Raw genomic sequence first — 20,635 nt, 5'->3', positions numbered from 1 at the left:
AAAATGATAACGCCAGAGCAGAAGAAGGATGCAGAGGTGTAGTGGCAGTACGCTGGGTGCGGGCGGTAACCTGGCCATCACCGCCACCGGCGCACAGCCGGGCAGCGCGGGCAACATCCTCGTGCAGGGCAGCCAGCTTCAGGCGGGCGGCGACCTCGGGCTGACGGCGAAAAATGACATCAGCCTGCTTTCAGCGCAGAACAGCGAGCGCACCGACAGCACTAACAGCAGCAAGGGCGGCAGCCTGGGTATCGGCCTGACCGCCGGGTCGGGCGGCTACGGCATCAGCGTTTCAGCCAGCGTCAACGCGGGCAGAGGCCGCGAGAAAGGCAACGGGCTGACCCACACCGAGACTACGCTCACGGCGGGCAACGGGCTGAGCCTGAACGCCGGGCGCGACACCAACCTGACCGGCGCACAGGTGCGCGGCGACAGCGTGAAGGTCGATACCGGCCGCAACCTGACGCTGACCTCAGAGCAGGACAGCGACCGCTACGACAGCAAGCAGCAGAACGCCAGCGCGGGCGGCAGCTTCACCTTCGGCTCGATGACCGGCTCCGCAAGCGTCAACCTCAGCCAGGACAAGATGCACAGCAACTGGCAGAGCGTGGCCGAGCAGACCGGCATCTTTGCCGGGAAGGGCGGCTTTGACGTGACGGCAGGCGCGCACACCCAGCTGAACGGCGCGGTCATCAGTTCCACCGCCACCGCCGATAAGAACCGTCTCGACACCGGCACGCTGGGCTTCAGCAACATAGAGAACCACGCGGACTATAAAACCGAGCATCAGAGCGTGGGCATGAGCACAGGCGGCAGCATCGGCAGCCAGTTCGAAGGCAACATGGCGAACGGCCTGCTGGCGGGGCTGAACGGCAGCGGCAGCGCCTCGTCGGTGACGAAGGCGGCGGTGAGCGACGGCACCCTCATTATCCGGGATAAGGCGAAGCAGACGCAGGACGTGGCGGACCTGAGCCGCGACGCGGCGGGTGCGAATCCGGGGCTGGATAAAATCTTCGATAAGGAGAAAGAGCAGCGGCGGATGGAGACGGCGCAGCTGCTGGCGGAAATCGGCAGCCAGGCGGGCGACATTGCGCGGACGCAGGGCGAGATTGCGGCGACCAGAGCGGCCACGGAGAAGATGAAGAACATCTCGCCGGACCAGAAGAGGGACGCCGAAGCGCAGTGGCGCAAAGCGAACCCGGGTCAGGAGCCGACCGCGGCCGACATCACCGGACAGGTCTATCAGACGCTGTACAACCGGGAGATGCTGGCCGGCGGAATGGGAACCGGCGGCTCGGTGCAGCAGGGTATCAGCGCGGCGACGGCGGCGATACAGGGGCTGGCGGGCGGCAACATTGCCCAGGTGGTGAGCGGGGCGGCCGCACCTTATCTGGCGGAGCAGATACATACGCTGACGACCACGAAAGGCCCGGACGGCAAAGAGGTGGTGAATGTTCAGGCGAACCTGATTGCACACGCGGTAGTGGGCGCGGTGACGTCATACGCGTCGGGTAATCCTGCACTTGCGGGTGCTTCTGGCGCGGCGATGGGCGAATATATTGCGCAGCAGATGTATCCGGGAGTTAAGCGCGAAGACCTGAGTGAGGAGCAGCGGCAGACTATCAGCGCGCTGGGGACGCTGGCGGCGGGCCTTGCGGGCGGCGTGGCCGGAGACAGCACGGGCGGTGCGGTGGCGGGCGCGCAGGCGGGTAAAAATGCGGTTGAGAATAACTGGCTGCACGTTAACGAAAAGACAGAGCTTGAGATAGCGAAGCAAAAACTCAAGAGCAACGACCCGGCAGAGCGTGAGCAGGCACAGCAGAAGATAAACGACCTGCGTGAGAAAAACATCAGCCGTGACAAGAAAGTGACGGATGCCTGTGGTAATGGCCGGGCTGCCACCCCCGCATGTGCTTCGGCAAGGTTAGAAGCTTATTCGGTCAAAGGTGAGTATGAGACCGGAAACTACAATAATAAAGTCAGCGACATGTACCCGGATGCCTACGGGCAGATAGTTAACCTGCTGAATATTACCAGCGTTGATGCGCAGAATCAGCAGCAGGTAAAGGATGCAATGGTGAACTATGCCATGGAGCAGCTTAGGGTTGATAAGATGACGGCGGAGCAGTATGTATCGACCTATGACGGAATGAAGATCGTTGCAGCTTCGATGTCACCAGTCCTGGGAACGGCAGCGGCTAACAAACTCAGCGCGATAGTTAAAGAAGCTAATATTTACCCTTCAGGAATCAGTTTTAAAATAGATCAACCGGAACACTTAGCGCAACTTGCTGGTTATACTCAGAAAAAAGGAATTACTGGGGCGCATAATGCAAATGCATTTTATGATGCTGTGAAAAAAAATAATGTGAAGATAGTTAGTGAAACTCCGACAGGAACAAAGGGTATTACTCAAATAGAATATCAAATACCTGCTAAAGATCGTGAGGGTAATATAATTGGTTTGAAAAATAATGGTGCCGAACCATTTAAAAAGACTATTTATGATCCCAATATTTTCACTGATGAAAAAATGTTGCAATTAGGTCAGGAAGCTGCTGCTAAAGGCTACAAAGTAGCCATAGCTAAAGGGCAGCAATCTTATGATGCCACAGCTGGCGGTGTTGCATTCCGTGTATATATAAATAAAGATACCGGTTTGGTGAACAACTTCCATCCAAAGTAGAGGTTATGGATGAATAAAGAGTTATTTGGTCAACCATATCATGATGATGACCCTGTATGGGTCGTCAAGGCATACTTCGATCGAATGTATAACGATGGGGATTTTTTAAGGGCTATCGAATTATTAATGATTAAAGGTGCATTAAATAAAGATGGTGCATATTGCCATTTTCCAGATATGAATAGCTATGATGAAGAGGATCATTTCGAAGGTGTTGAATTTGCCTACGGTTATCCACCGGAAGAAGATGATACTGTAATTGTAAGTGAAGAAACGTGTTATCAGTATGTCCGCTTAGCCTGCGAAAAATATCTTCACCTACATCCCGAAGATACGGATAAAGTTAACGAATTGCTGGCAAAAATCCCGTCTTGAAACAGAATATCCCGGCCTCCGAGCCGGGATATTTTTACCCGCCGATCACCCTTCAGCCAGCCGGATGATCAACTGTCCCGGCCCGGTGATCACCTCGATCTTCTGCCCGGTCGTAAATCCCAGTGCTTCCAGCCAGCGGCCTTTGATGGTGAGCTGCGGCAGCGGGTTCGGCTGGCCCTTATTAGGCCGGTATCCCACTTTGTAATAATGTGCCTGCGTTCCGCTGGCGGCGGTTGTGGGCGTGCGGGTTTCTGACTTATGATGCGTCTCAGCCATAATCAACTCCTTGTTAGTTGCTTGTGGTCAGCGGGCTGTTGGTGTTCCACCACCTTCAGCCCGCGCTAAAAAATCTCTCGTTATGTGCTTCCTGTTCCGTTTTTACCTGTTTAAATATACACCTCCTGCCGCGTAAACTCGCTGAAAGCTGAGTAATAAATTGCGAGCTGTCTCTGAAAACCAGATAGTTTTTCTCCGGTCTGGCTTTCGTTCATTTTTTCTTCCTGTAGCCTTCTGTATTAACTGTTACGGGTGGCCTTTCATGCTGTAAATCCGCGTTAACCCGCTTGTATTCTGTCTTCTGGGTTACGCCCATATATCCACCAAAACCGGTAATAAGGGTTGCGACATGACACAGTTTCGACGTGACAGCGCGTGAGCACACCTGGCAGAACGGTGCGGTGATAGACTCCACTGCCACCGCCGATAAGAACCGTCTCAACACCGGCACGCTGGGCTTCAGCAACATTGAGAACCACGCGTACTATAAAACCGAGCATCAGAGCGTGGGCATGAGCAGACCACCAGCGGCAGTATTGGCAGTCAGCTTGAAAGTACCGCTTTTTGGGAAAATACAGGTGTTATCTTTCCGAATGCTTTCATTGTTTTCAGGGGTGGGGTAAATAGAACTGTAACTTAGTCTTTTAACGGGTTGTGGATATAAAGGTCAGTTAATAATCTGCGTTAATGGATTGTATAAGACAGGATAATTTTCTGGATGTATGTGCAGTAATGGTTTTCAGGAGTTTTTGCTTTTTTATGGCAACTCGGTCTTGATACCTCTAATTCTTTTTGGTCTAATAATGCCATTAAGAATTGATTGATAACTAACCGCCAGGATGAATCCTGTGGTTAAATTCTTTACTTAACCTAAATTAAATGGCCGAAGTGCCATTTAATAAGGCTGGCGTTTAAGTTTCATATTGACTCAGGCCAGCCAGTTTTAAAAAATCCGGGTGTGAATAGATGCTCTCCGACCGATCTGAACATCAGGCGCGGAGCGCTACATGAAATTCCTGTCCGATACAGGCGGATAGATAAAAACTCTATCCTGTCCGTCGGGTATTGGTGATTCAGGGAACGAAGTCCTGCGTTAAGCGCAGGGAAATAATGTTAAATTATGAAAAGGAATTAATTACATGACCTCTAAAATGACAATGCTGGCATTACTGTGTGGCGGTCTGCTCGTGGGCAGCAATGCGCTGGCTGATAATCACACCGTCTCGGTTGGTTATGCGCAAAGTAAAGTTGAAGACTTTAAAAACATCCGCGGTGTCAATGTTCAGTATCGCTATGAATGGAATTCTCCTCTCAGTGTGATTGGCTCATTCAGCTACATGAAAGGCGATGAAAGTTTTTCTGAGCGAGAAGATTTTTATGGCGACGTTAGCGGATATGATGGAAAAACCAAAGTTAAATATTACTCACTGATGGCAGGTCCCGCATATCGCATCAATGACTACATCAGCTTCTATGGATTAATTGGTGTTGCCCATACCAAAGTGGATGAGAACGTGACTTATCCCGGTATCTATTCCGAAGAATACAGCGAAAATAAAACCTCTTTTGCCTATGGCGCTGGCGTTGTCGTGAATCCTATTAGCAACCTCTCTGTGAGTGTTGGCTATGAAGGTACTCGCGTAAAATATAACGAAGATGTTGCCATTAATGGTTTTAACATCGGCATCGGATACCGTTTCTGATTCAACGCTAAAAACCGCAACCCTGGTCATCTGGTCAGGGTTGTTTTTTTGCACTCTGGAAAGGACCGTTTTTTATAAAGGTCGAATCAGGCAGTTCTTCGATACATTTAAAATAGTACCTGATCCTGTCTGACCAAAGACGTCGATCTTCTGAATTAACCGGTTTGAGTTTTGTTAAAACAAAGAAAAACAATTGCAGCTTCAGGGGGCGAGAATGTTATGCATTAAATGTCAGGAAGCAGAAGAGAATAAAGAATCAGGCTTTTGTGATAATTGTGAAAAAAAAGAAGAGGGCAGGATTAATGGCTTATTATATCTGCCAGCTTTAGGCTTGATTATTGGTTTTTTTACAATGCTGTATAATGATTTTTGTATTGTTTCGTTGATTGCCAACACTTATCAGAAACAAGGTGTGGTTAATAGTTTTAGTGTTTTATTATTAGCGCTGTCCATTATTAATGCTCCCGTAACAGTGCTGGCTTGCTGGTTCTTCTTTAGGAAGAAAGTAAAAACCAGATACGTGATGATAACGTACTATTTATACGGTCTTATCTTTGCGAGTTTTTGCACGCTTTATCCTGCTTTGGTTTTTCACGTAAATCTTACGCAGCCTGCTATCAATATGCTGGCTCGGGCCTTAATCAGTTGTCTGATATGGGTACCATATTTTATTTTTTCCAGCAGGATTAATAAAGTCTTTGTGCATTAATACGGTCAATATTTTTATGTCACAAAATAAACGATGGGTAACGCAACACCCGCCTCGTTATAGTACCAATAAAATAACCAGTTCCAGTCTGTGTCAGTTAAATTAAGGATAATAAAGAATGGCTGCAAAAATTTTAATCACCGGATTGATAGCACTATTATTGAGTGGCTGCACGGCAGGCTTCAGACCTTCACTGGATGATTATAAAGGGCAGGATGCGGCCCGAATCCGGGTGGGTTCAGAGGGCAATACGGCACTTCAGTTCTATGAAAAACAGAGTTCAGGTTGCTAAAAAAATGCTGGAACGCCGTATCACTTCTGGTTTTGCCATTCTGGGCATCCCCGTTACAGGTAATAAACGGATAGGTATGCCAGCGTCGTCTGAAAACAAGGGTGCTTTCATCAATGAATTTACCCTGAAGCAAGGACAAATGATTCGTGTCATTCACTACTGGACACAGGCTGGGTATCATCAGAACACTCAAAAATCGGCCACTGTTGAATTTATTCCTCAGGCTAACCATGACTACGATATTGTAGTCAGAGGGTCCGAATATTCAGGCGATAGCGTTTCCATCAAAGACCTTACCCCCAATGGCACTATTGTGGGCTGGGGCGAGGTAAAGGTATGCCCATCCGAGAGCATTTTTGATTAGTTTCCTTTTTCTTCATTCCTGAAGCCTGAGTGTTTCAGGAATGAATGTTCCCGATAACGGTACATAAAGATGATACTTTTGGGTGACGATGGAAAGGCCGTTGCCATAACGGGCAGTCAGGCTTTGCTTAAGGCATATAAAATTATATGCCGTTGATTTAATTGGTTTAATTTCCTTAGCGAAAAAGCATCATTAATAACGTTCCCCACCTCAGAACTCTCCTAAAAACTGGTCCTGATAGCAAAGTGACCAATTTCCTCCATTTATCTGATGTTGCATTTTCGGTCCATCTGTAAAACTTCATCTCAACAAACACGGCGCGTCGCGCACGCCGGTTATACCTCAGTTAACGAGGATGCTTTAGCAGCAGGATTGCGCGGTAACACTTTTCAGGAGGAACTTCCTGTGAATAAATCAATGTTAGCGGGTATCGGTATTGGTGTGGCAGCAGCTCTGGGTGTTGCAGCCGTAGCAGGCATGAACGTGTTTGATCGCGGTCCTCAATATGCTCAGGTACTGTCTGCAACGCCAATCAAAGAGAGCATTAAACAGCCTCGTCAGGAGTGCCGTAATGTCACTCTGACCCACCGTCGGGCCGTGCAGGATGAAAACCGTCTTGCCGGGTCTGTATTAGGTGCAGTGGCAGGTGGAGTGCTGGGTCACCAGTTTGGTGGCGGTCGCGGCAGAGATGTGGCGACAGTAGCAGGTGCGGTAGCGGGTGGTTATGCCGGTAATCAGGTCCAGGGCGGACTGCAGGATCGGGATACCTACACCACAACCGAACAGCGCTGCAAAACCGTTTACGACAAACAAGAGAAAAAACTGGGATATGACGTGACCTATAAAATAGGCGATCAGCAGGGTAAAATCCGTATGGAAAATGACCCCGGCACGCGTATTCCACTGGATCGCAATGGTCAGCTGGTTCTCAACGGCGATCAGGCGTAATTGGGCAAAGCTTTGCCGCTCACGCGGCCACACAGCACAACGTAATACAGCAGTAATGAAAAAGGCGCATCTCAGGATGCGCCTTTTTTTTGCGGCAAACTAACCGGCGCTTTACCGGTTAGCTCAGCAACGCACGGGCAGGGTGTTACGCCTGCCGTTGAGCCAGTTGCGAAACGAATCCCTGCACCCACTCAAGCCGCACCTTTCTTTCCGATAGCTCACGGGTAAACCGCAGTCGCGTCGGCCCATCCAGCTTCCACTGCTGAGGCTCTTTCTGCAGCAGGCCTATCAGCCATGCCGGATCCACATTGTTCTTCGGCGCAAAATCGAAATAACCGCCTTTGTCGCTGGCTTCGATCTTACGCAGACCGACAGCGCGGGCTTTCAGCCGGATAATCGCCACATCCAGCAGGTTACGCGCCGGATCGGGCAGCAGACCAAAGCGATCGATCATCTCAACCTTCAGCTCCTGCAGCTCCTCTTCAGCCTCCGCGCTGGCGATGCGTTTATAGAGTGAAAGACGGGTACTGACATCCGGGATAAAGGTCTCGGGGAGCAGGGCGGGCATCCGCAGCTCCACCTCGGTCTGGTTGCTGGTGAGATCTTCCAGTGACGGCTCGCGACCCGCTTTCAGCGCCTCGACCGCATTCTCCAGCAGCTCCATATAAAGCGTGAAGCCCAGCGTCTCCATCTGTCCGCTCTGCTCATCACCCAGCAGTTCGCCAGCACCGCGAATCTCCAGGTCATGCGTTGCCAGGGCAAAACCGGCTCCCAGATCTTCCAGTGAAGCGATCGCCTCCAGCCGCTTATGTGCATCGGCGGTCATTGACTTCGGATGCGGTGTTAACAGCCAGGCATAAGCCTGATGATGCGAACGCCCGACGCGACCACGCAGCTGATGCAACTGCGCCAGGCCAAAGTGATCGGCCCGCTCAATGATGATGGTATTGGCGGTCGGTATGTCGATACCGGTTTCGATAATGGTGGTACAGACCAGCACGTTAAAACGCTGATGGTGGAAATCGTTCATCACCCGTTCCAGATCACGCTCACGCATCTGACCATGGCCAATAGCGACACGCGCTTCCGGCACCAGTTCGCTGAGACGCTGCGCCGCTTTCTCGATATTTTCTACGTCGTTGTAGAGGTAGTAGACCTGCCCGCCACGCAGAACCTCACGCAGGATCGCTTCGCGGATCACCAGATCGTCAAATTCACGGACAAAGGTTTTCACCGCTAAACGGCGGGCAGGTGGCGTGGCGATAATCGAGAGATCGCGCATGCCGCTCATGGCCATATTCAGGGTGCGAGGGATTGGTGTTGCGGTCAGCGTCAGAATGTCCACATCGGCGCGCATCGCCTTGATGCGCTCTTTGTGACGCACGCCGAAACGGTGCTCTTCATCGACAATCAGCAGACCGAGATCGTGCCATTTGAGATCGCTCATCAGCAGCTTATGGGTGCCGATTAAGATGTCGATCTTGCCATCGCTGGCCTGTTCCAGCACCTGCGCCTGCTCTTTGGCAGTACGGAAACGGGAAAGCATCTCAATGCGAACCGGCCAGTTGGCGAAGCGATCGCGGAAGTTATCGTAATGCTGCTGTGCCAGCAGGGTGGTCGGCACCAGCACGGCCACCTGTTTATGGTTCTCAATCGCCAGAAACGCCGCGCGCATGGCTACTTCGGTTTTACCGAAACCAACGTCGCCGCACACCAGACGGTCCATCGCCAGCGGCTCGCACATATCACTCAGCACCGCGTTGATCGCCTGCGCCTGGTCCGGGGTGGTTTCAAACGGGAAGCTTTCGCAGAACAGCTGATACTGCTCGCGATTATGCTTAAAGGCAAAGCCGGTTTTGGCGGCGCGCTGAGCATAGATATCCAGCAGTTCAGCCGCCACATCACGCACTTTCTCAGCCGCTTTCTGCCGTGCGCGTGACCAGGCATCGCTGCCCAGTTTGTGCAGTGGTGCATTATCGTCGGCACCGCCTGCGTAGCGGCTGATCAGGTGCAGCGATGAAACCGGCACATAAAGTTTGGCGTCGTTGGCGTAAGAGAGCATCAGGTATTCCGCCTCAATGCCGCCAGCTTCCAGCGTGGTGAGGCCGATATAGCGACCCACACCGTGTTCCAGATGCACCACCGGCTGGCCGGGATGCAGCTCCGCCAGGTTACGGATCAGAATGTCCGGATTGATAGTGCGACGGGTATCCTGACGGCGACGGCTGACGCGTTCGCCCAGCAAATCGCTTTCGCAAATCAGCGCCCGGTTGCCCTGGGTATCAATAAAACCGCGCTCGCTGGCGCCGATCATCAGTCGGAAACGCTCTTCGCCGGTCTCATCGAAGCGGTGCACCGGCTGAGGACGCAGTTTAATCCGGGCCAGCAGATCCTGCAGGCTCTCACGGCGGCCTTCACTTTCGACCGAGAAGACCACGGTGCCGCTGAAGGTCTCAATAAACTGACGCAGATGATCCAGCGGCGCTTTTGCCTGCGCCTGAACGGTCAGGTCAGGCAGCGGGGTATAACCGAGGTTGGTATTCGCGGCTTTGGCGGGCAGCACCTCATTGGTCATCTGGATGCGCGGCCAGGCTTTCAGCTCTCCCATTAATGCATCCGGACGCAGCCACAGGGTGACCGGTTCCAGCAGTGGACGCATCGGATCAACGCGGCGATTTTCATAGCGCGCCTCGGCATCCTGCCAGAAGCGGCTGGCGCTGCCTTCAAGATCGCCGCAGTTCACAATCAGGGTATTGTCGGGCAGATAGCTGAACAGGCTGGGTAACGGCTGCTCAAAAAACAGCGGCTGCCAGTATTCGATGCCCGCTGGCAACGTGCCTTTGCTGACCTGCTGATAGACATGCTCCGACTCACGGCGCACATCAAACGTTTCACGCCAGCGGCTGCGGAACAGCTCAATGGCGGCTTTGTCGCTGGGAAACTCATGCGCAGGCAGCAGGTTAATTTCGGGGACCGCTTCCAGCGTGCGCTGACTGTCGACGTCGAACAGGCGCAGGCTGTCGATCTCATCATCGAAAAAGTCGATGCGGTAGGGCTGATCGCTGCCCATCGGGAACAGATCGAGCAGGGCGCCGCGCGTGGCGTATTCACCGTGCTCCATCACCTGATCGACATGGCGATAACCGGCCTGCTCAAGCTGGTCGCGCAGCCGGTCGCGTGACAGTTTTTGCCCCTGCTTCATCACCAGCGCATGACCGTGCAGGAAACTGTGCGGGCAGACGCGCTGCATCAGGGTGTTGACCGGCATGATCAGCATACCGCGCTGCATCACCGGCAGCTGGTAGAGGGTCGACAGGCGGGCGGAGATAATATCCTGATGCGGCGAAAAGCTGTCGTAGGGCAGCGTTTCCCAGTCGGCAAGGTGCGCCACCGGCAGATCGGTAAACTGGCGGATTTCATCCAGCAGACGCAGAGCGGTTTGGGTATCGGGTGTAATCATTAACACCGGACCAGCATTTCGTTCGGTAATGCTGGCACACTCCACCGCGTGCGCCGCGCCTATGAGCTGGCCGAGCTGACGGTGATCGCCGGATTTAACGGGCAGGGTATAACGAGTCTGTTCGGGCATGGGATCTCGGGGTTGCTCCATTTTTCCAGGACGTAATCATTCCATATTATGTCAGGGGGATCACCTCTGCGGCACAATTTTCCTGCCGCGCCGCGCTGAACCAGGGGATCGGTCAGCCATTACCGGGCGTCAGCGGTAATCGTGCGGATAAAGAGAGGATAGACGGAGTCTGGCAAGGGATCAGAAAAAACCGCCGTCGCCATGCAGCGACGGGGTTAAACGGGCATTTTATTTTATGGATTGCTGTGTGTAATGCATGCGTGGGCGGTCGATATTCGCCCAGGATAACTCCTGCTCAGGATGATAGCTGAGGTTACCGTCGTCCCACTTAACGTAGTAGCCGGCTGGTGCGTTTCCCTGCTCAAAGACGTTGATGATTTCGCCTCTGATCTCCCCGGATTTATGTTTAACGATGCTGCCTTTGGGAAATTTCAACATGGTCGCTACCTCATACTGCCCGGCAATAAATCACCCGTGATCATGGTACTGATTGTAGTCTACCCCCCTGGACGCTGAATAATCAGCCAATAAGCGGCGGCTTTATCGGCTATTCCGCTGCTTTGGCGCGCAAAGTGACGCATCCGGATGCAACTTTGCTGCCGACTCAGAGGGTTAGAGGTTTCATAAAGCCAGCCGCTCCTTTATCATCCCACTACCTATTTTCAGGCAACGGCTTACTGGATTCCATGTATCAACCTGTCGCGCTATTTATCGGTCTGCGTTATATGCGCGGACGAGCATCGGATCGCTTCGGTCGCTTTGTCTCCTGGCTCTCAACGATTGGCATTACGCTCGGCGTGCTGGCGATGGTCACCGTGTTATCGGTGATGAACGGTTTTGAGCGTGAACTCGAAGGCAATATTCTTGGCCTGATGCCTCAGGCGCTGATCACCAGCGACAAAGGCAGTCTCAATCCACAACAGCAACCCGCCAGCTCCCTGAATCTGCAGGGTGTCAGCCGTATCGCGCCGCTGACCACCGCCAATGTGGTGCTGCAAAGCCCGCACAGCGTCTCCGTTGGCGTGATGCTGGGCATTGAGCCGGCTGAAAAAGATCCGCTTACCCCTTTCCTGGTCAATACCCGGCAGAGCGTGCTGCAGGCCGGGCAGTATAATGTCATCCTTGGCGAACAGCTGGCATCCCAGCTTGGCGTAAAACGTGGCGATCAACTGCGTCTGATGGTGCCGTCGGTCAGCCAGTTCACCCCGATGGGACGCGTGCCAAGTCAGCGTCTGTTTACCGTAGCGGGCACCTATGCCGCTAACAGCGAAGTCGATGGTTATCAGATTCTGGTCAATCTTCAGGATGCGTCGCGCGTGATGCGCTATCCGGCCGGTAACATTACCGGCTGGCGACTGTGGCTGGATAAACCGCTGTCGGTCGACAGTCTGAGTCAGCAGACACTGCCTGCGGGCCTGGTCTGGAAAGACTGGCGTGAGCGCAAAGGCGATCTCTTCCAGGCAGTGCGTATGGAGAAGAACATGATGGGCCTGCTGCTGAGCCTGATCATCGCCGTGGCTGCCTTTAACATCATCACCTCGTTAGGCCTGCTGATCATGGAGAAGCAGGGCGAAGTGGCGATCCTGCAAACCCAGGGCCTGACGCGCCGGCAAATAGTGGCGGTGTTTATGGTGCAGGGTGCCAGCGCCGGGATTATCGGCACGCTGCTCGGCACGCTGCTCGGTGTCTTGCTGGCCAGCCAGCTCAACAACTTAATGCCGGTGATTGGCCTGTTCCTTGATGGTGCCGCATTGCCGGTTGATATTAATGTGTGGCAGGTGGTCACCATAGCCCTCAGCGCCATGATTGTGGCGCTGTTGTCTACGCTCTATCCTTCGTGGCGCGCTGCCGCCGTTCAACCTGCTGAGGCTTTACGTTATGAGTAACACTCCTTTGTTGCAGTGCCGCGACCTGTGCAAACGCTATCAGGAAGGCAGCGTGCAGACCGATGTGCTGCGCAATGTGGCTTTCAGCCTCCAGCCCGGTGAACTGACAGCGATTGTCGGCAGCTCCGGTTCCGGTAAAAGTACGCTGCTGCATCTGCTCGGCGGCCTGGATGCACCGACATCGGGCGACGTGGTGTTTGATGGCCAGTCACTGAATGCCATGTCCTCGTCGGCCAAAGCGGAGCTGCGTAACCGCGAGCTGGGCTTTATCTATCAGTTCCACCATCTGCTGCCGGACTTCAGCGCGCTGGAGAACGTGGCGATGCCGCTGCTGATTGGCAAAACGGCTAAAACGGAAGCACAGGATCGCGCCCGTGAGATGCTGGCCGCGGTCGGGCTGGACCATCGCGCCGCGCACCGGCCTTCAGAACTGTCAGGCGGCGAACGCCAGCGCGTGGCGATTGCCCGGGCGCTGGTTAACCGCCCACGGCTGGTGATGGCGGATGAGCCAACCGGTAACCTCGATGCACGCAACGCCGACGCCATTTTTGAATTACTGGGCGAACTGAATGTGCGTCAGGGCACCGCGTTTCTGGTGGTGACCCACGATCTGATGCTGGCAAAACGCATGACGCGTCAGATGGAGATGCGTGATGGTCAGTTAAGCGATCAGCTCACCATGGCAGGAGCGGTGTAATGGGTTCGTCGTTATCCCTGTTGCTGGGCCTGCGCTTTAGCCGTGGCCGCCGTCGTGGCGGCATGGTGTCGCTGATTTCGGTGATCTCCACCATCGGTATTGCGCTGGGCGTGGCGGTGCTGATTATCGGTCTGAGCGCCATGAATGGTTTTGAGCGTGAGCTGAACAACCGCATTCTGGCGGTGGTGCCGCACGGCGAGATCGAGGCGGTCAATCAGCCGTTCCAGCACTGGCAGTCGATGATTGCCCCGATTGAAAAGGTGCCCGGCATTGCGGCGGCAGCGCCTTATGTGAACTTCACCGGCCTGATTGAGAGCGGCGCCCGGCTGGAAGCGCTGCAGGTAAAGGGCGTTGATCCGGCACAGGAGCCGCGTCTCAGTGCCCTGCCACAGTTTGTGGCAGATAACGGCTGGTCCTCTTTTGCCGCCGGTAAGCAGCAGATCATTCTGGGCGGCGGCATTGCTAAATCGCTGAACGTGAAGCAGGGCGACTGGATCACCATCATGATCCCCAACAACGATGGTGATAACAAACTGCTTCAGCCTAAACGTATCCGGCTTCAGGTCAGCGGTATTCTGCAACTGAGCGGCATGCTCGATCACAGCCTGGCGCTGGTGCCACTCGCCGATGCACAGCACTATCTGGAGATGGGTGACAGCGTGTCCGGCATCGCCCTGAAGATGACCGACCCGTTCCAGGCGGTCAAACTGGTGCGGGATGCCGGTGAAGCGACCCGTTCCTACGTCTACATCAAGAGCTGGATTGGCACCTACGGCTATATGTACCGCGATATTCAGATGATCCGCGCCATCATGTATCTGGCGATGGTGCTGGTGATTGGCGTCGCCTGCTTTAACATTGTCTCAACGCTGGTGATGGCGGTGAAGGATAAGAGCAGTGACATTGCGGTGCTTCGTACCCTCGGTGCCAAAGACCGGCTGATCCGCGCCATCTTCATCTGGTACGGTTTGCTGGCAGGCCTGCTGGGCAGCGTCAGCGGCGTGATCGCGGGCGTGCTGGTGGCGCTGAATCTGACCTCACTGGTGCGCGGGCTGGAGTCGGTTACCGGCCATCATCTGCTGGCAGGTGATATCTACTTCATTGATTTCCTGCCGTCGGAACTGCACTGGATTGATGTGTTCTCAGTATTGATTACCGCGATTCTGCTGAGCCTGCTGGCGAGCTGGTATCCCGCCAGACGCGCCAGCCGCATTGACCCGGCTCGGGTATTAAGCGGTCAGTGAAAAAACGCGGCGCGAATCCTTTCGCGCCGCATCTGTTTAAGACCTTTGCTGTTGGGCGCGGCCCTCAGCAACCGTTACTATCGGGTGATGTTAACCCGGAATCTGTTTAGAGCGGCTCGCCGCAGCTGCTACGCCAGGAGATTTTATGCGTACACCACGTCGCCGCATACGACTTGCCCGCCTGAAGAAAACCCGGAGAAAAGTGCATCAGCGCTTTCGCCAGCGCATATTTGAGCGCGATCGTCAGGCCGAACTGGCCGCCCATCCTCAGCCACATGTTGTCGTGCTGACCGGCGCAGGCATCTCAGCGGAGTCCGGCATCCGGACCTTCCGAGCCGCTGACGGCCTGTGGGAAGAGCACCACGTAGAAGATGTTGCGACGCCCGAAGGATTTCAGCGCGATCCTGCACTGGTGCAGCGCTTCTACAATGCGCGCCGCCAGCAATTGCAGGAGGCAGAGATTCAGCCTAACGCGGCCCATCTGGCGCTGGCGGAGCTGGAACAGGTATTAGGCGATAACTTTTTGCTGGTCACGCAAAACATCGACAATCTGCATGAACGTGCCGGAAACAGCCGGGTGCTGCATATGCACGGTGAACTGCTAAAAGTGCGCTGTGTCACCAGCGGTCAGGTCATTGAGTGGACCGGTGATATCACGCCGGACGATCGCTGCACCTGCTGTCAGTTCCCTTCGGCGCTGCGGCCACACGTAGTGTGGTTTGGTGAGATGCCGCTGGGCATGGAGCAGATTTATCAGGCGCTGGAACAGGCCGATTACTTTATCGCTATCGGCACCTCAGGCCATGTCTATCCGGCCGCGGGTTTTGTCCATGAAGCCAAACTGCAGGGCGCGCATACTGTTGAGCTGAACCTGGAGCCAAGCCAGGTGGGCAACGAATTTGCCGAGCGGCATTACGGCCTGGCGAGCGAAGTGGTGCCGGAGTTTGTGCATAAGCTGCTGCGCGCGCTTTATAAGTAAGCAGGGGCGGCTATGGCCGCCTCGCCGTTTCTTGCCCGTCATACTGATTTCAGCCGCCCGGTGTTTATCAACATTGCGAGGTTTGCCGCAACAATCTCGTAATCAGCCGTTTTTTTCGGGCTTATTGCTTTCCCAAAGGTTATCGACAGCGCTAACCTGTCTGCGAATGATTTTACGCAACGTTGTAACCGGCTGGTCTGTTAATAATACCGGATGGCACTTTTAAAGGATGGGATATGGAACAGTTACTTGAGCGCTTTTTAAGTTATGTGGCCGTTGAGACACAGGCTAAGCCGCAGGCGCGCCAGGTGCCCAGCAGTGAAGGGCAGTGGACGCTGGCGCGTCAGCTGCAGGAGGAGTTGCTGGCACTGGGTTTTGTCGATGTCTCCTTAAGCGATCACTGTTGCGTCATGGGCACACTGCCTGCCAATGTTGACTGGCCGACGCCAGTCATCGGTTTCATCTCTCACATGGATACCTCGCCAGACTTTACGGCGAAACATGTTAATCCGCAGATCATTGAAAATTATCGCGGCGGAGACATTGCGCTGGGTAACGGCAACGAAATTCTCTCGCCGGTGATGTTCCCGGTGCTGCACAAGCTGATTGGGCATACGCTGATTACCACCGATGGCAAAACCCTGCTGGGCGCGGATGATAAAGCAGGTATCGCCGAGATTATGACGGCGATGGCGCAACTGGCTGCGAGCGATACGCCGCACGGTGCGATCCGCGTTGCCTTTACGCCCGATGAAGAGATTGGTCGCGGCACTTCTCACTTTGATGTGGAAGGCTTTGCCGCTGACTGGGCCTACACCATTGATGGCAGTGATTTAGGGGAGTTCGAATATGAGAACTTCAACGCTGCTTCGGCCACCGTCAAAATCGTCGGTAATAACGTGCACCCTGGCTCCGCCAAAGGGGTGATGGTCAATGCGCTGGATCTGGCAAACCAGTTTCATGCCGCGGTCCCGGCCAGCGAAAAACCGCAATATACTGACGGCTATCAGGGCTTCTATCATCTGCATCAGATCAAAGGCAGCGTTGAACACGCCGAGATGCTCTATATCATTCGTGACTTCGAAACGGAGAGTTTTGAACAGCGTAAACAGACGCTGCTGCAGATTGCCGCAGAGATCAACAAAACCCTGCACCCGGACTGTTCGGTCACCGTCGAGATCACCAACAGCTATCGCAACATGCGTGAAAAGGTTGAGCCGTTCCCGCACATCATCGAACTGGCTTTACAGGCGATGCGTGACTGCGGCATTGAGCCGGTAGTGAAACCGATTCGCGGCGGTACGGATGGATCGGCGCTGTCGTGGAAAGGGCTGCCTTGCCCGAACATCTTTACCGGTGGCTATAACTATCACGGCAAGCATGAGTTTGCTTCGCTGAATATCATGGCGAAATCGGTGGAAGTGATTGTGCGGCTGTCAGAGCTGGCGGCGCAGAAGAAGAATTAAACCCGCAGACACAAAAAAGGCTCTCTGCCACGGCGGCAAGAGAGCCTGATTCAGTATCAGCTCAGATTATTCGTCGCCGAAGTACCAGTAACCGGCATTGACCAGATCAGCGATCTGCGCCAGTACCGACGGGTCATCCAGCGCATCGCCCAGATCGTCCAGTGTGATGCGATAGTGGCGCGCCAGGACCGCCATCACATCGGGATGTGAACACTCAACCCGCTCACCGTTGACATAGACCGCATCACCAATCGTCAGAACACGCAGGCCACCTAACCGGCTCAGGGTATCGCCCTGTTGCAGCGCATCATAAATTTCATCAGGCTGGTAAGGCGGTTCCGGTGGCGCGACATCGAGTTCGTGACGTGACTGGGAAATGAATTCGCCAAACCACTGAGCGAACTGCTCCGGCTGATTGACCACATCCAGCATCAACTGACGTACGCCTTCAATCTCCTGCGGCAGAATCTGCGACGGGCAATCACGTGCAGGCACATCCGGATCGCTGAAGCGCAGGCTGCCCAGCTCATTGGCCAGCGCGTAATCCGCAAAGCCGCTGATTAACTCGCGTCCGCTGGGGGCACGGAAACCCACGGAGTAGTTCAGGGCGTTTTCCAGCGAGTAGCCTTCATGCGGGAACCCCGGCGGAATATAGAGAATATCACCCGGCTCCATCTCTTCATCGATGATGGCGTCGAATGGCTCAACCTGCAGCAGATCCGGATGCGGACAGTGCTGCTTCAGCGGCACCTTTTCACCGACGCGCCAGCGACGGCGACCAGCACCCTGAATAATAAAGACATCATACTGATCAAAATGGGGACCGACGCCGCCGCCAGGCACGGCAAACGACACCATCAGGTCATCAACACGCCAGTCAGGCAGGAAACGGAAAGGGCGCATCAGTGCGGCAGAGGCTTCATGCCAGTGATTGACCGCCTGTACCAGCAGCGACCAGTTGTTTTCACCCAGATGATCATAGCTCTCGAACGGGCCGTGGCTGACCTGCCATTTGCCATCCTGATGGCTGACCAGGCGGCTATCCACCTCGTTTTCCATCGCCAGACCGGCCAGTTCATCCGGTGAAAGAGGATCGACAAAGTTTTTAAAACCACGCTTCAGCACTACCGGGCGTTTCTGCCAGTAACGCTGAATAAAATCGGGCCAGTTAATATCGAGCTGATAGTCCATAAAAGGGTTCCGCTTAGGGCTGTAAATGCCAGCAAGTATAACAGCCCTGAGGGTTTTCTACTCGCGGCGATGTTCGACTTCCTGGCGCTGAAAGACCACTTCCATGCGTGTTCCGCCGAGTGCGCTACCGGAGGCGATGACGTTGCCCTCATATTGCTCAAGAATATCGCGCACCACCGCCAGACCCAGTCCCTGACCGGGACGCAGGGTATCGGCGCGCTGACCCCGGACAAACACTAAATCGCGCTTACTCTCGGGAATGCCCGGACCATCATCGTCAATATAGAGATGGAGTGCATTTTCGCTCTGAAAAGCACTGATTTCGATAAATTCCAGGCAGTACTTGCAGGCGTTATCGAGCACGTTGCCCAGTACTTCCATAAAGTCATTCTGGTCGCCAACAAAGGTCAGCTCCGGTGAGATATCCAGCGAAATCGCCACGCCTTTACGCTGATAGACTTTATTCAGGGCTGAGCAGAGCTTGTCGAGCAGACCGGAAACGGAATGCAGATCGCGCTGCAGCGGATTGTGATCGGCCTGCATACTGGCGCGATGCAGATAATAACCGACCTGCTGCGAGATTCGACTAATCTGCTCCAGCATCACCGGCTCAGCCTGTTCCACCGTCAGTTCCTTGCCGTTGCGCAGCGAGCGCAGGGTGCTCTGCAACACGGCCAGCGGCGTTTTCAGACTGTGGGTCAGGTCTGAAAGCGTGGTGCGATAGCGGGTATAGCGTTGTCGCTCATTGGTCAGCAACAGATTGAGGTTACGCACCAGACTGCGCAGTTCCTGCGGCGGATTATCCGCCAGATTTTCGCGCTGACTGGTCTCCAGTTCGCGCACCTGCTGTGTCAGCGCGCCAATCGGCCGCAGACTCCAGTGCGCCGCCAGCCACAGCAACGGAATGATCAGTATCAGGTTGGCTGCCAGCACATAGCTGAACCACGACCAGACCACATCAGAATGCTGCAACTCCTGCGGGATAGAGTCGACCACCACAATGGTGAGTGCGGGCAGATTCGTGGTGGCATCGTAACGGTTAACGGCGACCGAGTGGGTAAAGGTATCGTTGCTGTCATTGTCCCAGTCGTTGAGTCGTTGTTGAGCATTCAGGTTATTGCCCATTGCCACCATGCTGGTACGGTTACTGGTATCAATCTCGTAGAAGTCAGGCTTCAGCAGCCATTCACGGCGGATCTTCTTGCGGATCTCTGGCACGTCGCGTTGTTGCCACAACAGTTTGCCGTGCTCATCGTAAATAAACACCAGCGTCGGGAAGTTGAGCGTCATCCGTTCCGGCTGGGCGATGGTGAGTTTGTTGTCATGCCATTGCGCCAGCGTAAAGAACAGGTTGCTCTCGCCGCGCATTACGCGATAGGTGTTTTTATCGAAACTGACCACATAGCCAATCACCGCCACCATGCCGTAGGAGAGTGAGAGGAAGAGGACGATCGCTGCGGAGGCCAGCAGAAAGCGGGCGCGCAGCGAAATAGGGCGATAACGATTAAACCAGGACATGGTCAGAGATCAAAGCGGTAGCCCTGGCCACGCACGGTGGCGATCACGTCAGTAGGATGCAACGCCAGAATTTTTTTGCGCAGACGGCCCATAAGAACGTCGATGGTGTGGCTTTCACGCAGTTCAGCGTCAGGATAGAGCTGCAGCATCAGCGAGTCTTTGCTCACCACTTTGCCCGCGTTACGGATCAGCGTTTCGACAATGGTGTACTCAAAGGCCGTGAGCTTCACCGGCTGTTCATTGACCGTCAGTTCACGGCGGGAGAGATCAACCTGAAACGGGGCCATATCGATGATTTGCGAGGCATGTCCGCTGTTACGACGCATCAGCGCCTGCAGGCGTGCCGCGACTTCTTCAATGTGAAACGGTTTGGTGACGTAGTCATCCGCGCCGGCTTCCAGCGCCTCAACTTTGGCCTGCCAGCCTTCACGGGCGGTCAGCACCAGAATCGGCTGGCGCACAGCATCGCTGCGCCAGCGGCGAATCAGAGACATACCATCTTCATCCGGCAGGCCGAGATCCACCAGCGCGATATCGGGCAGATGTTCCCGAAGAAAATAGTCAGCTTCTTTGGCGTCTTCGGCGGCATCGACCTGATGGCCCATGTCACGTAACTGGACGGCGAGATGATGGCGCAGCAGGGCATTGTCTTCAACAACCAGAACACGCATAGAAATTCCTTACACTCTGTTTGAGTCAACCTGCAGAAAGT

At 54.4% G+C, this 20,635-nt stretch carries 17 protein-coding genes and 1 pseudogene; 12 read left to right on the top strand and 6 right to left on the bottom strand.

Annotated elements, in window-relative coordinates:
* Positions 1-43 precede the first annotated feature (43 nt).
* Both ACK13D_RS04255 and cdiI read left to right on the top strand, forming a co-directional pair.
* Positions 44-2,686, top strand: a pseudogene (locus tag ACK13D_RS04255) (hemagglutinin repeat-containing protein); the annotation flags it as partial.
* Between the two features lie 9 nt (positions 2,687-2,695).
* Positions 2,696-3,061, top strand: coding sequence for a ribonuclease toxin immunity protein CdiI (cdiI, locus tag ACK13D_RS04250; RefSeq protein WP_062757417.1), 366 nt, complete (start codon positions 2,696-2,698; stop codon positions 3,059-3,061).
* Between the two features lie 45 nt (positions 3,062-3,106).
* On the opposite strand, the gene ACK13D_RS04245 is transcribed toward cdiI, so the two are convergent.
* Complete coding sequence (locus ACK13D_RS04245) at positions 3,107-3,337, bottom strand: SymE family type I addiction module toxin (RefSeq protein ID WP_418795779.1); 231 nt, start codon at positions 3,335-3,337, stop codon at positions 3,107-3,109.
* Positions 3,338-3,702: 365 nt separating this feature from the next.
* Here ACK13D_RS04245 and ACK13D_RS04240 point away from each other — a divergent pair, with 365 nt between their 5' ends.
* The 5 genes from ACK13D_RS04240 (at position 3,703) to ACK13D_RS04220 (ending at position 7,353) form a co-directional block, all read left to right on the top strand.
* Positions 3,703-3,960 carry a hypothetical protein gene (locus ACK13D_RS04240; RefSeq protein ID WP_154210903.1) on the top strand — a complete coding sequence of 86 codons (258 nt, stop codon included), beginning with the start codon at positions 3,703-3,705 and terminating at the stop codon, positions 3,958-3,960.
* A 516-nt stretch (positions 3,961-4,476) separates the two neighbouring features.
* Complete coding sequence (locus tag ACK13D_RS04235; protein WP_033785920.1) at positions 4,477-5,040, top strand: Ail/Lom family outer membrane beta-barrel protein; 564 nt, start codon at positions 4,477-4,479, stop codon at positions 5,038-5,040.
* Between the two features lie 214 nt (positions 5,041-5,254).
* Positions 5,255-5,749 carry a DUF2569 domain-containing protein gene (locus tag ACK13D_RS04230; protein ID WP_033785921.1) on the top strand — a complete coding sequence of 165 codons (495 nt, stop codon included), beginning with the start codon at positions 5,255-5,257 and terminating at the stop codon, positions 5,747-5,749.
* A gap of 266 nt (positions 5,750-6,015) precedes the next feature.
* Positions 6,016-6,405, top strand: a complete 390-nt coding sequence (locus ACK13D_RS04225; protein WP_418795775.1) for a hypothetical protein — start codon at positions 6,016-6,018, stop codon at positions 6,403-6,405.
* Between the two features lie 405 nt (positions 6,406-6,810).
* Positions 6,811-7,353 (top strand): glycine zipper 2TM domain-containing protein, encoded by a 543-nt coding sequence (locus tag ACK13D_RS04220; protein WP_003849847.1) that lies wholly within the window; start codon positions 6,811-6,813, stop codon positions 7,351-7,353.
* Positions 7,354-7,498: 145 nt separating this feature from the next.
* On the opposite strand, the gene mfd is transcribed toward ACK13D_RS04220, so the two are convergent.
* Positions 7,499-10,942 (bottom strand): transcription-repair coupling factor, encoded by a 3,444-nt coding sequence (gene mfd / locus ACK13D_RS04215; protein WP_418795773.1) that lies wholly within the window; start codon positions 10,940-10,942, stop codon positions 7,499-7,501.
* Positions 10,943-11,170: 228 nt separating this feature from the next.
* Positions 11,171-11,380, bottom strand: a complete 210-nt coding sequence (locus ACK13D_RS04210) for a hypothetical protein (protein WP_003849845.1) — start codon at positions 11,378-11,380, stop codon at positions 11,171-11,173.
* A gap of 248 nt (positions 11,381-11,628) precedes the next feature.
* Between ACK13D_RS04210 and lolC the strand changes: the two genes are divergently transcribed.
* The 5 genes from lolC (at position 11,629) to pepT (ending at position 17,214) form a co-directional block, all read left to right on the top strand.
* Complete coding sequence (lolC, locus tag ACK13D_RS04205) at positions 11,629-12,828, top strand: lipoprotein-releasing ABC transporter permease subunit LolC (protein ID WP_022625850.1); 1,200 nt, start codon at positions 11,629-11,631, stop codon at positions 12,826-12,828.
* Positions 12,821-13,525 carry a lipoprotein-releasing ABC transporter ATP-binding protein LolD gene (gene lolD, locus ACK13D_RS04200; protein WP_010246282.1) on the top strand — a complete coding sequence of 235 codons (705 nt, stop codon included), beginning with the start codon at positions 12,821-12,823 and terminating at the stop codon, positions 13,523-13,525. The genes lolC and lolD overlap by 8 nt, the downstream gene beginning before the upstream one ends.
* Positions 13,525-14,769, top strand: a complete 1,245-nt coding sequence (lolE, locus tag ACK13D_RS04195; protein ID WP_022625849.1) for a lipoprotein-releasing ABC transporter permease subunit LolE — start codon at positions 13,525-13,527, stop codon at positions 14,767-14,769. Before lolD ends, lolE begins: the two co-directional genes overlap by 1 nt.
* A gap of 145 nt (positions 14,770-14,914) precedes the next feature.
* Positions 14,915-15,748: a Sir2 family NAD+-dependent deacetylase gene (cobB, locus tag ACK13D_RS04190; protein WP_010246278.1), complete on the top strand. Its 834-nt coding sequence runs from the start codon at positions 14,915-14,917 to the stop codon at positions 15,746-15,748.
* Between the two features lie 236 nt (positions 15,749-15,984).
* Positions 15,985-17,214 (top strand): peptidase T, encoded by a 1,230-nt coding sequence (gene pepT, locus ACK13D_RS04185; protein WP_010246276.1) that lies wholly within the window; start codon positions 15,985-15,987, stop codon positions 17,212-17,214.
* Between the two features lie 66 nt (positions 17,215-17,280).
* Here pepT and ACK13D_RS04180 read toward each other — a convergent pair whose 3' ends face one another.
* From ACK13D_RS04180 to phoP, 3 genes are read right to left on the bottom strand one after another with little or no spacing between them, the layout of a single operon-like run.
* Positions 17,281-18,405, bottom strand: coding sequence for a ribosomal protein uL16 3-hydroxylase (locus ACK13D_RS04180; RefSeq protein WP_010246274.1), 1,125 nt, complete (start codon positions 18,403-18,405; stop codon positions 17,281-17,283).
* Between the two features lie 57 nt (positions 18,406-18,462).
* The gene (gene phoQ, locus ACK13D_RS04175) at positions 18,463-19,923 is read right to left on the bottom strand and encodes a two-component system sensor histidine kinase PhoQ (protein ID WP_010246272.1); all 1,461 of its coding nucleotides are present in this window, start codon (positions 19,921-19,923) and stop codon (positions 18,463-18,465) included.
* 2 nt (positions 19,924-19,925) lie between these two features.
* Positions 19,926-20,594 carry a two-component system response regulator PhoP gene (gene phoP, locus ACK13D_RS04170; protein ID WP_010246270.1) on the bottom strand — a complete coding sequence of 223 codons (669 nt, stop codon included), beginning with the start codon at positions 20,592-20,594 and terminating at the stop codon, positions 19,926-19,928.
* Positions 20,595-20,635 lie beyond the last annotated feature (41 nt).

Source organism: Pantoea sp. K16, assembly GCF_048452805.1.
Taxonomy (GTDB): Bacteria; Pseudomonadota; Gammaproteobacteria; order Enterobacterales; family Enterobacteriaceae; genus Pantoea; species Pantoea agglomerans.
This window is presented reverse-complemented; position numbering and strand designations above follow the sequence as displayed.